Raw genomic sequence first — 14,074 nt, forward strand, 5'->3', positions numbered from 1 at the left:
CAAGTCTTTTCCTGCGCTATTTCTGAGCACTGACTTACTGTGATTGGTATTACTTGCATGCTGATTTGTAGTAATCCCCTCCTCCGTAGCAGAGGAAGGAGATCACTTGGATAAAAGCAACCCAAGAAAAGGACGGAGTTCAAGGTTAGCTGACTCGATTAAGTATTTTTTCGCCTTATCTTCGCCTAATGTGTTTACAGATATATTGATCAAATGTTGCTCTAAGGCTCTTATAAGATCGTAGTGCTCTTTTAGTTCTAGTTTATAAATTGCATCATCGAACTCGCCTCGCGAGCCAAATCTTTCAAGTTTGGCTTTAAATTGAATCTCATGCTCAATGAAATTTTCAGTGAACTTTGCCATGGACTTATATGCTTCTGTTACTGCTCCAAGGTGCTGAAATCCTAAGAAAATCTTCAGAGATGTTTTCTTGGGATCAAAGTTGATGTGGTTATGAAGGTTATCAATGGCTTCTATTGAGGGATCGGTAAGATAGAAGTTGTTCTTGTCTGGCTTGTTTGTCTGCTTTATGCGCTTGATGCTTAATAGGCTGATGTTATTTATTTCACGATAGACTTGCTGATGGTTAAACTTTAGGCGGAGTTCTTTGATCATTTGAGTAATGTCATAACCAGAGGCAACAAAATCTGGGTTTTTGCGTGTTTCTTCGGCAAAAATCATCAAAATTAGCGCACTCAGTTGTGTTAGTTTTTTAATCGGTTGGGGTGTCATTGAGTTTCCTTAAGAATTTTTAAGTGATGTATCTGATCCACACCAGCTATTTACATCTATTTCAAATGTTGTGCCATAAAATAACAATTCTCTTATATTTATCGTTATCGTGCAACGTTCTGTTTTTATGTTTAATCTGAATGTTTATCAGAAGCTCATACAGGTTCACAAATTAATGATTTGAACCAGCAGATCATTGGACACTGAGTTAAGTGAGTACAATCACTAATGAGGTGAACCATGATAAGCAAGAATTATTGAATCTGCCAGGCTTCCACCCCGCACCACAGTTGAAAGCAAGAGATGTTGGCGGTGGCTCCAAGGTCACTAAACGACACCTCAGTTTCGTCGAGCTAAAGATTTTGTTAACGAGTATGCCTTCTTGGCGTACAGACCCATCTAACATCCGTTTGATGCTGTTCTTACTTGGTTGTGGGCAACATATTAGTGCGGTGCTCGAAATGCGCTGGAGTGAATTAGATTTGGAAGAAAAGGTGTGGTTACTTCCAGCCAGTTCAGAGGAGCTGCGTCACACCAAAAGCCAAGAAAACCGCAAGGTCCCTTTAAGTGACTATCTACTCGCTCTTCTCAAAGAGCAGCGTACAAGCGTGCCGAGTAAATGGAAGTTGGTTTGGCCTCAACTGACGGCCGATAAAGTCCAAGAGCCAGCAGCAGTGCGTGCGTTGATCAAACGTAATATCCCGACAGACTTAGAGCACTTCTCACCACATGATTTGCGCCGTACCTTCATTAGCCGCTGTAGTGAGATGGGGTTGGATATTGTTGCCATCGAAAAGACGGTAGGTCACCAGTTACCCGGAATGTTAAGAGTTTATAATCACCATGACTATATTGATGAGCAGTTATCTGTATTGCAGGCTTGGGGTGAAAAATTACAAACACTTACCATCGAAAATGTAGTACCGTTGTCTCAGCCAAAGTTAGCTTAGAGCGTCACCTGTCAATTTTTACGAGTTTAGGTAGTCATGGAGTTCGTCTTGCGCTTCCTTCGCTGCATTTTCTAGTTGTTTGTTTTTGTCAGTTAATTCTGACAGTTGAACTTTCAGGTCTTCTACCTTAGTTTCAAGCTCTTGCGTGAGTAGTTTGGCTTGCTCTGTTACCGCATCGTTAGAAAATATGGTCGAAAAGAAATCAATGTTATAGCGGCCGAGACGTTTATCTTTATCTAACTCTTTTTTGAGCTCTCTCTGGAGTTTTTCAATATCTTTAGCACTCATCAGTAAAGATTCTATTACTTTACTAAAACTAGTTTTCTTTTGTTTCGCCAATTTCTCCAGCTCTTTTCGCGCAGCGAGAGAGATGGTATACGCTCCTTCAGAAATTTTTTTGGACGTACGGTTTTTTTCTCTTTTCTCCCACTGCTTCCATGCAGCCTTCATGTTCCGCATTGCTTCGCGTGTATCCGCATTCTCTGGAAGCTCATAGGCTGCTTTTAGAAACTCCCCTATTGGATCTATGTACCCTTCGATGTCTGCCTTATCACTCCCCCAATTCTTTGCTTTTAGGTAAGTACAGATCCAACTTGCCTGCTCTGGATTTTTTGGGTCTATCCAATCCAGTCTTTTGATCATTTTGCTCTTGGTCATGTGAATACCTAGTTTAGTTATTGAATGAAATACTGTTCAGTCATAAGTCAAATTTTCACGTAATTGGTCTTTCAAAAGTGGCCTAATGTGTTCAAGCTCTGGTTCTTCAAACAGAAACATCGACGGTCATTCTTAGATATAGTCCACCAGCCATAACCCTAGTAATCCATCCCTCACTGTGAGCCAGTTTAACCGGCTTTCCATCTCAAGATTTAACTTCGACTCTAACACTATGTACCGACGTTTATTCTGTATTTAGAACAAAGTAATCCTGTTAAGGACTAATTTCAAACGGATTCATAAACAAACATTCGAACACATTTGATTACACGAGTTAAAACTTATCAATAAACATGAAATAAAACACATTACAATTTGTTATATATACCCTATATTATATCCTCAATCACCTGTGTTGATAGTGGTTAAAGAAAGTGAAAGCAGAAGAAATTTATTTACTATTATGTCTTATTAAAAAGTATGGACTTGACAGTGAATTTAGTAAGAAAACAATTGAGATATCAGAAGAATTTGGTGTGAGTACCAACACGGTTTCATCTCTATTTTCAGCCTTGAAAGCTAGCCAGTGCATCAAGATTAGAGAGCTGTACGCACTAAAAGGACGTGGCAAAAACTGCTACGAGTTGACCGATAAAGTACTTCTCATTCATGATGATATCGGGATACTTCCAGAGGTTATGGCTACCCAGAATCCAGCGATAATACGGCTGTTAGAAAACGACCTCTCAAAGCTAATTAAGGGAACTCGGTCACCAATAAACGGCAGTGACGGCATCAAAAAACGCCAACCGTTCCGGGCATCTAATCGTTTATTTCTGACTTTGTTACTGCTGCATAGCAATGATCTAGGAGTCATCGAAGAGATAAGCTCCACGCAGATCCGTAAGATGATGGGCAACATCAGTGCGGAGCGTTTTAAATCTCAATTGAACACTCTCAAAAAACTAGGTTTGGTGAAGTGTCATATTGCAGGCATGACCGGGAAGGAGTTGTTTGGACGTACGAAAGGGAGTTATTACTTAAACATTGACCATCCTTTTCTTAAAGACAGCTTTGAGAACGTAAGCTCGCTTCTTTTGGATTTCAACGATGTTACCTATGACTATAACGAAAGCACTGAGGTAACGTGTTTAATTGAGGCATATAGATATACACGGGATATTGACAGAAAGACAACTCACCGAGGCAAGCTTAAATATTATCAGTGGTCTAGGGTTATGGGAGAGAGCGGAGTTGGGGGCATAGTTGGTTTCCCTATCCAGTCTGTGATTCATTTTTTCCGCAACCCAATATTTCATGACCATTTGCACCAGTGGGTTTGTCAGGTGGCTTCTGAGCTCATGCTACACTCTTTCAATAGTATTGGTGACCTCCAAGTTAATCAATGTAGCGAAAGGCTTACTCAGTTGCTCTCCCTCTCGAAATCAGTTCCTCTTACCAAACAGCAGCAAGTAATAGATGCACTGCCACCACTTCAACGAACAAAACGACTTTTGGATGACTCACTCTTCTTAAACGATGTACTGAGCATTGATGATAAAGTGCAAGGTAGTTCCCTTTTATACTGGCAACACATCGTTTTAACCCGATTAATTTTAACGCTTGGGTTCAACATGGCTGAACGCTACAAAAAACTACTTAAGCTAAGTGGTCTGGGAGAGCAGCGCATCAATAAATGTGTTGTTATTCCTGTCGCAGTTTTTGAAGAGTTCTGTTTTCAGTACATACTCCAGTTCATACTTGAAGGTGGAAACCAGAAGAACACCAAACTACTGGTAGATAAAGATGAAGAAGTCACTTTGCTCATTGCAGATAGAGCCCAAGACGTTGAACCGAAGCTAGCAATCCAAGATATAGAGCAAATCTTTGTCCCTAAGTCTGCACCTCAACAGAGTTAAATAAAAAAATACTCATCTCACCCCTATTGTATAGAGAGTGTCTGCATCAGCATGATGCTCTTACCTAGCAGGCATGACTGAAGAGATTCAGTTGTGTCTGCTGGATTAAGTGAGTAGAGAAGACTGGGTAGGATTTATAATGCTTAGAGGAGCATGACTATGCGACAACATTATAAATCTTTTTCTTTTCTTCTTTTTCTAAAGAACTACTCAACCAAGAAGAGTCCTCAAGACTCTGATACTAACCAATGTCAGTAACAATCAATTCAATACCATTCTGTTTAGACATTACATCACCAGAGAGTGCAGTGATATTGAACCTATGGATCATAACCCTTCTACTGCCTTAAGCAGGGATACAAGCATGTGATCCTTTCTACCCTAAGAACAGTTCATTAGACAGGACGATGTAACCTAGCTTCAATTAATCATACCTACCCAATAGATACACTCTTACTCTGTGGATAGGTTCGTTACAGTAAGCTGATTACAATGATTCAAGTAGAAGCGATGTGTTGGGCTCAATAGGCAGGTAACACCCAATGTAGGCGGTGGTGGTATAGCTTCTAATCTGAAATAAACTCAGTGGTTGTCCTTATTGTATGAGACTACTTGATTCCCTATGGGGCTAGATATCTTGGCATCCAAGGAAGTCATTACTTTTACAACAACAAGATACAGAGGTCATGATGAGATTAATTCGAATGCGTGAAGTACTTGATAAAACAGGCCTTAGCAAAGCGACACTCTATCGCTTAATTGCTGCTGGTAAATTTCCTGCAAGTATTCAAATTGCCTATCGCGCGGTAGCTTGGGAGGAATCTCAAGTCGACGACTATTTACTGAATATGATTAGCCAGAGCAACTTCAAACGAGAGCAAGCTGAAATGAAGAAAAGCCCTCACTATGTTCCCCCAGAGAGAAGAGTCAGCCCCTACTTGCGATACTAGGGCAAAAAAAAAGGAGCGCAATGCTCCTTTCTGATAATCAACAGACTACAAGCCTAAGGCTTTCGCTGTCTGTTTGTATTCTTGTTCGATTTGAGATTTCACTAGCTCTCGCCTTGCTTCAATAGGCGCTCTATCTGAGATAGCTTGTGCGCGTGTTTCAAGCTGCTTCAGTTCACGCTCTTTCCATTGGTTGAGAGATTGTTGGATCTGCTCAGGTGTAAGGGTGGCTTTAATCGATTCGACACTGAGTGCATCAATAGCACTGGCAGCACTTACGTTCATTGAAAGGGTTAAAGCAGTCAGTGTAATGACTTTAGTAATGATTGATTTCATGATGATTCTCCAATTGAGATGTGTGTATTAATTAGGTAAAACTCAACGAAGTGACGACAGGTGGGGTAAACGCAAATGGTCGGAAAATAGGGTTTTCTTTAATAATATGCGTCTCAGTTAAGCTTGTTTCGACTAGGCCATACTAAGGGGGCGGCCGTCCCCCTTAACACTGTTCGTCTTAGCTAAAGACGGTTGATGGCGCAGCCATTCGCAAAGCACAGTTCTGCCTTGCACACTAACCTAATGGAGTTGATGTAAGATTAGTGCTCCATACTTTACTTTGATTGCGCTATGGTTCAATGGAACATGAAAGGGAGTAAGTGCCCTGTAGGTTCCATTGAATTTGTGAAACAGAAGTAAGGTATCACTGCGTGCGTCACTATCTGTCCGATGCAATCAACGGAGTGATATTGTTTGTTTGCAGTGTTGAGCGCTGAGGCTCTGACTTGAGTTGGTATTGATGTAATTGAAAGTCTGACGGGTAATCAAAGTAGAAGGTCAGTACTTTCAGTTTAGCAATACAGGTTAAAGGAAGGTCGTCGTAATCGTTGAGTGTGTTTTGGTAGACGAGATAAAGTTCACTTGCGGTAGTCGTAATACCAACAGGTGAAACTTGCTCTATCTGCTCACCGGATGTAAGGGTAAGCGTGATTTGCTTTTGATGAACCAGTGCCACTGAAATGGGTTCGAAAAACTCCCCTAGCAGGTCGGGTGCGTTAAGTTCATCAATGAGTGCATGTGCCTTTCTTGTATCTCCTTGTGGTGGATGCATTCCCGTATGAGAGCGTGGCTGGGCTCGTAACAGGCTGAATGCAAAATCAATGGCGTACTCCAAGGATGGTGGAAGCTGCTGACTGAGGGTTGCTTTAGCAAGCTGTAGTAAGACAAGCTCCCTAGCGCTTAAGGTTGGTTGGCTGTACATTCCGCGACTGTAACCGAAAGGTTTACTTCGAGTGTCTTTGTCGACATCAAAATAATCGACAATGACATCAAGATTACGCTGTACGCTTCTGATGCCTCGATACATCCCCGCATCGGCTAACTCAGCCTGAAGCTGCTTAGCCGTCACCTTTCGACCTTGTGGTATACGTCGATACAACTCAAACACCAATGATAATTGCTCTGTGGTACTGGCTTTATCCCTTGTTGTCATTGTTAGGTCACTGCTGGTGGCTGATTGATAGAATGGCAATCATCCTAGCGATGGGTGCGTCACTATCTGGCCGATGGCGTCTTTAGCTCATCGATATTTTAATCTCGTCATAAGCCTCCATTTGTACGTAAGCAAGAAAGTTACCTTCCCAGAGAGAGTAGAACTCCACAATGGATTGGTTGTGACAGCTTTGCCATCCCATAGGGGCAATGAACGCTTGCCCGTTAGCAATATCAAAATCCACATTTCGCTCAAGTTCTGGGTAGATGCTACCCATGTAAGCAAAGTCCGTGAGGTATTGGATTTGATACTGGCTCTCATTTTCTTTCAACAACATGATTTCTACTGGGTGATAGCCTCCCGCTTCAGCACTGTAAGTGGTATCTCGAAAGTTAATGGTGAGGCTTTCACAGTCCTTCTTGGTTGGGTTCTGTTTCCAGAATGTCTCCATCTTGCTTTTCAACAGGCTCTTAAGCTTCTGAGAGACTGGCGAGTATGGCGCTGTGATGGTGAGTGTTTGAGGTTTCATAGTTTTTCCTTTCAATCGTTTTGTTCAGGTCAATGATATGTATCTGAGTTTGGTTTGAATCGAATGTGGAGGGGATGTTTGAAGCTGAGAGACAGTGGCTATTGGAATTGACTGACAACCGTTAACGTCTGTGTATCGAACTGTGATGCCTTTAGGTGATTGGTGAACGCCTTAAGCCAGCTAATGAAGAGCGACTGCACCTCAGGCCGATTGAGCTCGCATCGTTGGATGTCAGGTTGGTAGAACCATTGATGCTTGAAGTTGAAGTACAAAGCTACATCAACACTCTCAGCTTCTGGTGTGGGGTAATCAAAAGAAGCGATAAACCGCACTTCCCAAGGTTCGTTAGGGTTAGCCCGTTCAAGTTGCACCTCTATGGGCTGTATCCCGCTTCGGTTGCGATAGAAGCTTGCGACCTTGAGATTAAGCGCCACTCGTTTTGTTTCGGTGGGAATGTCATATTGCTCAATCAATAGCTCGACAAGCTGGTGGAACAAGTCGAGTTTGAAATTACGTTTGATAACACGATTCATAGCCAACCTCTCTCAGCAAAAGAGACACAATCACTGCCCACCACAATGTGATCGAGTACTCGCACATCAACCAGTGCTAAAGCATCCTTTAAACGCTCTGTAATGCGTCTATCAGCTTGTGATGGGTTGGAGTCACCCGATGGATGGTTATGAGCAAAAATCACTGCTGAGGCATTTTTCTCAAGTACCAGCTTCACTACTTCTCGTGGATACACTGAAGCGCTGTCAATCGTGCCAAAGAACAACTCATTGAACTCAATCAACTGATGTTGGTTATTAAGCAACATCACCCCAAAGACTTCTCTCTCATATTCTCCTAGCTTGCAGCGTAAAAAGGCTTTTGTGTCATTCGGACGTGTAAAGGCATCCCCGCTGACCAATCGACTCTCTAAGATCTCGACGGCTTTCTCTAATATCTGGTGCTCTGAGACAGCCCCTTGAAATGAATAATGTTTACTGTTTGATTTGTGCATAAATGAATTCCTTCTAATGGTCATACGCACTTCGATGATATGTATCTAAGATTTGTTTGAATCGACCTATCTGCCTTTCTACAGAGCAGTTACCTCTTAGGGCTTTTTTACTGACCGAACTTCATTTGTGAATTAAGAGATGAGGACATCACAATGAGCAGTCGACTCACCCGGCTTAAAGCTGGAATGCATGACAGACGGTTGGCATGTGCCGCCATCCATAAAAACATGGACACTCAAGTCTTTGAGAGTAAGAGAGGTGGGGGGATGAAGCGTTGGATGATAGAGAGCGATTCACCTAAGTCACAGTTATCTACTTTTCTGAATCTCTACCCGAATGGGCTGGTGGTAAAGCTGAAACTCAGAGCGTCGGTACAGAAGCAACGAGAAGGTGACCGCCTAATGCATGACTTTTTGTATCGATTACAAAATCAAGCTCATCAATTGAAGAAGCAAGGCAATGGTGGTTTTGGTTGTCCGATACTGGTGAGTTATAAGCGGTTGAAAGTAGAAGATAGCTCAGTGCAATTTCTTGTTGCTGTGACCTTCAACCTAAAAGCATTTGGTAGAAATCAGCCTGAAGACATTAAGAAGCAGGTTAAACGTTGGGTCAGTATGGCGTGGGCGAGTGCCTTAATGGTAGGTAGCCATATGGTGACGCATCTAGTGCAGTTTTCACCGGGCCAACCCTTTATCTGTTTAAGACCGGGAAGTCCACAATACCGCGAGGCCATAGAAACACTTGAGAGCGCTTTTGCTGGTATTGGACCTGGTGTCACGCCCCCTGCCTCACACCGCTTCCATCACCTCGAAGGGTTCTACCCTCGTAAGCACAACAAGAGACAGCCCATTGGTCGTTCAGTTGACGTAACTAAATAGGTCTGTGCTTACCCCAAGGTTAAGGAAGGGCTGCTCTCTGTGACAGTTTCCATCGGTTTATGAGTCGATGGGAATAAATTCAGTATGAGATCGACTGAGACTTGTTGAGATAAAAAATACAGACCTGCGTCTTTGTTTGAGTGATACCAACAAAGGCGATAATCATGAACCCAAACCATTCAAACACTGAACACTCGAATCGCTTGATAAGACTTAAAGAAGCGATCCATATCAGCGGTCTTTCCAGAGCGTCTATTTACAGCTTTATGGAGGAAGGTACTTTCCCTCAATCCGTGTCGCTAGGCGTAAGAGCCATTGGTTGGCGATATCAAGATATTCAAAATTGGATACTGGAAAAGATTCAAGAGCGAGATGAGAAGTTAATCAAGCAGGCAGAGTTGAAAGCAAAACAGGAGAAACGTTATGGAAGATAATGTGATTGAGAGTGAATGTTTCCGTGAGTACCAAATCGATACGGTGGATGGGGGCTTTCGTTGCCACTGATAGAAAAATTCTACTTTGCTTATCGAAGCGTCTTAAGTCGTTTTAGTCACAGTTATGTATTTCGGTTTCGATTGGGTATACCCAGAAAGCACAACTATCAAGCCAAGGCGTTATTCAATCAGTGGTTTTATCGATTCTGTCATTATAGACAGCATGACAAGATAAGTGTGATTTGGAAAAAGGAAGAGTTGGACTCTGGTGCTACCTGTTACCGCTTTACGATGTTTTTAGATGCAACTCCCTATCAACCGATGGCAAATGAATACCAAATCAGAAAAAAACTGACGAAAGACATTACGCGAACGTGGGCAAAGACCACACAAACGACTCAAGACGATATTAGTGACTTTTGCTCATTTCTCACTCAACCTCTGCTTGAACTCAATAAAGAGAATGAGGATTTTGACTACCAACACCATAACTTGTTTTACGCACTAAGCAGGCAAGCCAAAATCACCATAAATCATGACGTTGACGCAGAAAGCACGATAGGTTTATTTGTCAGTAAATCAAAAAAGAAAGGAAGGAAGCCGAGAGTACCGAGAGAAAAAAGGTCAAAGAAAAGACAACCATCATCCGCGAGTCCACCAGCGCAAGCATGATTGATGTTACTAACAGGAGCGGAGGCCAATTACGGGAAGGCCTACAAGTCTGCCAACCGATATCAGGTTAGGGAAATTTTTACACTTCAACTCTATCTCATGAGTGATAACCATAGAGGCAAAATTTCATGAGATTAGTTCGTTTAAAAGAAGTGATAGAAAGAGTGCAGTTAAGTAAGTCGACCATCTACAAGATGATGGCTAACGGGGAGTTTCCTCACAATGTATCGCTCGGTGAGCGAGCCTCCGCATGGGTTGAGCATGAATTGGATGAGTGGATTGAGAATCGAGCATAACAATGACCGAGCCAGTAGCGAAAGCTGCTGGCTTTATGCTTTTTAGAGAGGAAACGATAAACAAAAAAGCGAGTGGCGGTGTGAACAGCACCAATACGTTTATGCCCGTGTGACCTGAAATCGTATGAAGCGTTGTTCATCACTTCATGAATGAACCTCCTGTACTACCAGAAGAAGCTGAATAAAGTAGATAATTAGACTCCCCGCACCTAACCTTTGATGTACCGTAAACTTGTACTCATCACACGCTGGAGACCTCTTTCAGCCATTCGAATTCCGCTTTCAAAGGCACTAAGCGTTTCTCTAACACTGAGTGAGCAATAGATTCACCACGCTCATAGAACGCATCGGTGCGGTATTTGAGCGAGTTATTCCAAACGAAACGACAACAACCGAACGACTTTGCTAGTAGTTCGGTTTGCTGCTCATTTGGGTAGAATCATTCTTTATACGCTCTTTTCATGTGATAGACTTTACAGAAATAATCAACGTCTGTGAAGATACCGCTTCGCGGTATGCGCTTGTATCCCCGCCCTCGGATCGGGCGAGGCTTTACGCGTTAATCGGTAAAACTACAAACCGTACCGTGCGTTCTAATGACGAAATGACACCTCACGAATTTACCTTATTTTTTGTTAACTCAAAACCGATGACAGTGGTATTTGAAGCGTGTTCAACATCAAGTTACTGGAAACAACAAGCCTTACGTAACGGTCACGATGCAAAGCTTGTTTCTGCCAAACTTGTAGCTTCAGTTAGGCAATCCCAGAAAACTGACAAAAATGAGGCTTTAGCAATCGTTCAGGCGAATTTGCTACCCAGGGTGAGGTCGTGAACGTTTTTTAATCAAAAGCACGATCGGTTTGACGATCACATTTAGCTGTGATCATATACTCCCTTTTTAGGGAGAGCATCATGCACATTGACCACTTCAAAGAACATTTTCAAACGATTATCGACCAACGCCAAAGTGCAAAGGTCACATATTGCCAGTTTGATGTCCTTTGGGGCTCGTTATGTGCGGTAATTGCAGGCGCGAAAGGCTGGTTTGATATTCTTGAATACATAGTCTTACCGAAGGTCAAGCGATTGCGATTGATGACAAAACACTTTGCGGCTCTTACAAAAGTGAAGACAGGGCGAGCACCATTCATAGGATTAGTGCTTATGCGTCGTCCCACAAGCTCGTACTGGGATAGCTAAAAAACGAACAAAAAAGCAATGAAATTACAGCGATTCCTGAGCTGATAAAGATGCTCGATATCAAGGGGGCCCTAGTAACCATTGATGCTATGGCCTGTCAAACCAAGATTGCTAAAGCCATTGTAGATCAAGGCGGAGACTACCTGCTTGAAGTAAAGAGCAACCAAGGAAAACTCAGACAAGCAATAGAAAAGGCATTCTCTTCTAGCGAGCCAATGTGGCGATGACACCTCTCTTGAGCAAGGACATGGCCGTATAGAGCCTCGTCAATGCTATGTTTTTGACAGTACAAAACTTGAAGGTAATTTCTCACGCTGGAAAGGCTTGAAGAGCATTGTGATGGTTGAAAACTTTCGCCTTGAGAAAGATAAATCTGTCGACCTAGAGTACCGTTATTATATCAGCTCCAAAGAGCTTAGTGCAGAGCAAGCTGCTATGGCAGTCAGAGAACATTGGGGCATAGAGTCAATGCACTAAGTACTTGATGTGACGATGGATGAAGATGCATGCCAGATATATAAAGATCACGGTGCAGAGAACCTATCATGCCTACGTCATATGAGCTTGAACATGCTCTGAGAAGAGTCAACCAAGCTAAGCATTGTTGGTAAGCAAAAGCGATGTATGATGAATACGTCCATGCTAGAGGCAGTATTAAGTGCTGGCTTTAGTCAGGTGGTGAAAAACTAGACACTCATGCGCTCGCCCTGCTTTGCTACCCGATGTTAATTTCATTTCAGGAAAATCAATTGAGCAGTAACAGCTTCAGTCCACAACGCGCCTAAGAGAGCTTTGTAGTAAGCAAAAAACAGCGATCGGTAATCAACTTGTTGCCTTGTTAGCTGAGTTTAATATCAACTCAAGTAGTCGTAATGGTGGCTTGCGCGCCGCAATATAATCAACCCTTGAAGATGTCAGCAACGGCTTCTCAGATGAATTTAGGAAAGCACTAGATGAGGCCTAGAAGCTGTACTTAACGGTCTCAGAGTTACTTGTGAGCTATGATGAATGCTTGCATCAATTGAAGTTCACCCCGAATATAAAAAACTACTGAAGCTAGAAAGTGTCGGGCCAATAAATGCTATCAATCTATATATTGCTCTGGGCTGTGCCGAATTAGGTAGCTTTGCTAAAGGAAAAGATGCTTCCGCCTGTATAGGGTTGCCCCCTCTACAGCATTCTAGTGGAGGTAAAAACAAGATAGGTTCGATTGGTAAACACGTCAAAAACACAACGATACGGAGCCAGTTAATTACTGGTGCCGCAGCAAGTGTCAGGTACATTAACAGACGAGATGCTAGAACTTACAAAGAAAAATGGATACAGGACTTAGTCGCTAGACGAGGCATTAAATGTGCTGCCGTGGCTTTAGCTAATAAAACGGTAAGAACCGCTTTTGCAATGCTAACCCAAGGCACTGAGTACAAGGCAAAAATAATATTAGATTGTTAATGTATTCAAACAATAAAATGCTAAATCGAAGATGAAAATCAACCAGCAAAAACAGTGAGCCGCAAAGAGCATCAAGCTCGTAAAGTAGAATTGTTTACCGGTCCGCGTAAATATCACAGAGTCTGGGTTCGCTACCCTGTCAGAACTCGTACATAAGCACGCATTAATTGATCGATAGCCCATTTTGTTGTTGACAGCGGAGAGCCTACATAAGCGGCTCAGACAATATAACGAAGAGCGGGAATATCCCGTTCGAGATCCGAACCGTGAGAAGAAAATTGTCCTGATAACCACACTAATCGGGCGAGTGCTGGGTAGTCAGCATGATGAATATTTAAAATGTTTGGCGTTGAAGAGATCTGCGAAATGGGTTTTTGAGGGTGATATTTAGGCTTGTTTCGATAACATTGGGCATTAATGGCTTATGGACAATGTCACCGCAGATAAACGTCTTGTTCGGCTCTTGCTTCAAATGAACACTCTGATTTTTATCTTGTAAATCATTCTTAAAGCGTCTAATACTTATATAACGTATCTTTTAAGATTTCCCCAAATCTTCGTTCAGAGCGCTTGAGAGGCTTTGGAGGGGGAGGGAGGCTATTGTTTTCATGCCATATGGAAGGCTTGAGGAGCATTGTTTATGGTTAGTCGGACCCATGTAAATAAAATTTTATTGGCTGTTGGTGCATTTGAAGTTTCACAAAACGAGTGGAATGTATTGATGCGGTTGGGTTCTGATGGTTTGAACGAGGTGAGTGCTTGCAAAGCAATATTAGATCATCGTTTGAAGTGGTCAAGTAAAACTGGCCACAGTTTTATAAGGGAACCAGAACTGTCGTTCTGACTCATTTGGTGTTAATCCACCGTTATATTGATGTGGACGATACTGGTTGTAATAACCAACTAGGT

13 protein-coding genes and 5 pseudogenes are annotated in these 14,074 nt (G+C 42.4%); 10 read left to right on the top strand and 8 right to left on the bottom strand.

Going from position 1 to position 14,074, the window contains the following annotated elements:
• Nucleotides 1-102 precede the first annotated feature (102 nt).
• Nucleotides 103-732, bottom strand: a complete 630-nt coding sequence (locus tag H5300_RS09810) for a hypothetical protein (protein WP_182795871.1) — start codon at nucleotides 730-732, stop codon at nucleotides 103-105.
• A 266-nt stretch (nucleotides 733-998) separates the two neighbouring features.
• Between H5300_RS09810 and H5300_RS09815 the strand changes: the two are divergent.
• Nucleotides 999-1,682: pseudogene (locus tag H5300_RS09815) on the top strand (site-specific integrase); the annotation flags it as partial.
• Between the two features lie 18 nt (nucleotides 1,683-1,700).
• Here H5300_RS09815 and H5300_RS09820 read toward each other — a convergent pair.
• Complete coding sequence (locus tag H5300_RS09820; RefSeq protein ID WP_182795872.1) at nucleotides 1,701-2,339, bottom strand: hypothetical protein; 639 nt, start codon at nucleotides 2,337-2,339, stop codon at nucleotides 1,701-1,703.
• 434 nt (nucleotides 2,340-2,773) lie between these two features.
• On the opposite strand from H5300_RS09820, the gene H5300_RS09825 reads away from it, so the two are divergent.
• Entirely contained in the window at nucleotides 2,774-4,258 is a 1,485-nt protein-coding gene (locus H5300_RS09825) for a hypothetical protein (RefSeq protein WP_182795873.1), read from the top strand.
• 689 nt (nucleotides 4,259-4,947) lie between these two features.
• Nucleotides 4,948-5,208 carry an AlpA family transcriptional regulator gene (locus tag H5300_RS09830; protein WP_182795874.1) on the top strand — a complete coding sequence of 87 codons (261 nt, stop codon included), beginning with the start codon at nucleotides 4,948-4,950 and terminating at the stop codon, nucleotides 5,206-5,208.
• 45 nt (nucleotides 5,209-5,253) lie between these two features.
• Here H5300_RS09830 and H5300_RS09835 read toward each other — a convergent pair whose 3' ends face one another.
• From H5300_RS09835 to radC, 5 genes are all read right to left on the bottom strand, one after another.
• Complete coding sequence (locus tag H5300_RS09835; RefSeq protein WP_182795875.1) at nucleotides 5,254-5,541, bottom strand: hypothetical protein; 288 nt, start codon at nucleotides 5,539-5,541, stop codon at nucleotides 5,254-5,256.
• 379 nt (nucleotides 5,542-5,920) lie between these two features.
• The gene (locus H5300_RS09840; protein ID WP_259397667.1) at nucleotides 5,921-6,694 is read right to left on the bottom strand and encodes a hypothetical protein; all 774 of its coding nucleotides are present in this window, start codon (nucleotides 6,692-6,694) and stop codon (nucleotides 5,921-5,923) included.
• Between the two features lie 82 nt (nucleotides 6,695-6,776).
• Nucleotides 6,777-7,223: a DUF2787 domain-containing protein gene (locus tag H5300_RS09845; protein ID WP_182795877.1), complete on the bottom strand. Its 447-nt coding sequence runs from the start codon at nucleotides 7,221-7,223 to the stop codon at nucleotides 6,777-6,779.
• Between the two features lie 98 nt (nucleotides 7,224-7,321).
• Nucleotides 7,322-7,756 (bottom strand): DUF2787 family protein, encoded by a 435-nt coding sequence (locus tag H5300_RS09850; protein WP_182795878.1) that lies wholly within the window; start codon nucleotides 7,754-7,756, stop codon nucleotides 7,322-7,324.
• Nucleotides 7,753-8,229, bottom strand: coding sequence for a DNA repair protein RadC (radC, locus tag H5300_RS09855; RefSeq protein WP_182795879.1), 477 nt, complete (start codon nucleotides 8,227-8,229; stop codon nucleotides 7,753-7,755). Before radC ends, H5300_RS09850 begins: the two co-directional genes overlap by 4 nt.
• Before the next feature lie 153 nt (nucleotides 8,230-8,382).
• On the opposite strand from radC, the gene H5300_RS09860 reads away from it, so the two are divergent.
• The 4 genes from H5300_RS09860 (at nucleotide 8,383) to H5300_RS09875 (ending at nucleotide 10,510) form a co-directional block, all read left to right on the top strand.
• Nucleotides 8,383-9,108 carry a hypothetical protein gene (locus tag H5300_RS09860; RefSeq protein ID WP_182795880.1) on the top strand — a complete coding sequence of 242 codons (726 nt, stop codon included), beginning with the start codon at nucleotides 8,383-8,385 and terminating at the stop codon, nucleotides 9,106-9,108.
• Between the two features lie 164 nt (nucleotides 9,109-9,272).
• Nucleotides 9,273-9,542 carry an AlpA family transcriptional regulator gene (locus H5300_RS09865; protein ID WP_182795881.1) on the top strand — a complete coding sequence of 90 codons (270 nt, stop codon included), beginning with the start codon at nucleotides 9,273-9,275 and terminating at the stop codon, nucleotides 9,540-9,542.
• A gap of 237 nt (nucleotides 9,543-9,779) precedes the next feature.
• Nucleotides 9,780-10,214 carry an inovirus-type Gp2 protein gene (locus H5300_RS27895; RefSeq protein WP_310736119.1) on the top strand — a complete coding sequence of 145 codons (435 nt, stop codon included), beginning with the start codon at nucleotides 9,780-9,782 and terminating at the stop codon, nucleotides 10,212-10,214.
• A 128-nt stretch (nucleotides 10,215-10,342) separates the two neighbouring features.
• Nucleotides 10,343-10,510, top strand: coding sequence for an AlpA family transcriptional regulator (locus tag H5300_RS09875; RefSeq protein WP_017081606.1), 168 nt, complete (start codon nucleotides 10,343-10,345; stop codon nucleotides 10,508-10,510).
• 241 nt (nucleotides 10,511-10,751) lie between these two features.
• On the opposite strand, the pseudogene H5300_RS09880 reads toward H5300_RS09875, so the two are convergent.
• Nucleotides 10,752-10,937 (bottom strand): annotated as a pseudogene (locus tag H5300_RS09880) (helix-turn-helix domain-containing protein); the annotation flags it as partial.
• A 135-nt stretch (nucleotides 10,938-11,072) separates the two neighbouring features.
• Between H5300_RS09880 and H5300_RS27900 the strand changes: the two are divergent.
• The 3 pseudogenes from H5300_RS27900 to H5300_RS09890 form a co-directional block, all read left to right on the top strand.
• Nucleotides 11,073-11,336 (top strand): annotated as a pseudogene (locus H5300_RS27900) (IS110 family transposase); the annotation flags it as partial.
• A gap of 89 nt (nucleotides 11,337-11,425) precedes the next feature.
• Nucleotides 11,426-12,403: pseudogene (locus H5300_RS09885) on the top strand (ISAs1 family transposase).
• Between the two features lie 19 nt (nucleotides 12,404-12,422).
• Nucleotides 12,423-13,165, top strand: a pseudogene (locus tag H5300_RS09890) (transposase); the annotation flags it as partial.
• Nucleotides 13,166-14,074: the final 909 nt, after the last annotated feature.

Origin of the sequence: Vibrio sp. SG41-7 (genome assembly GCF_014164465.1) — a bacterium.
Taxonomy (GTDB): Bacteria; Pseudomonadota; Gammaproteobacteria; order Enterobacterales; family Vibrionaceae; genus Vibrio; species Vibrio splendidus.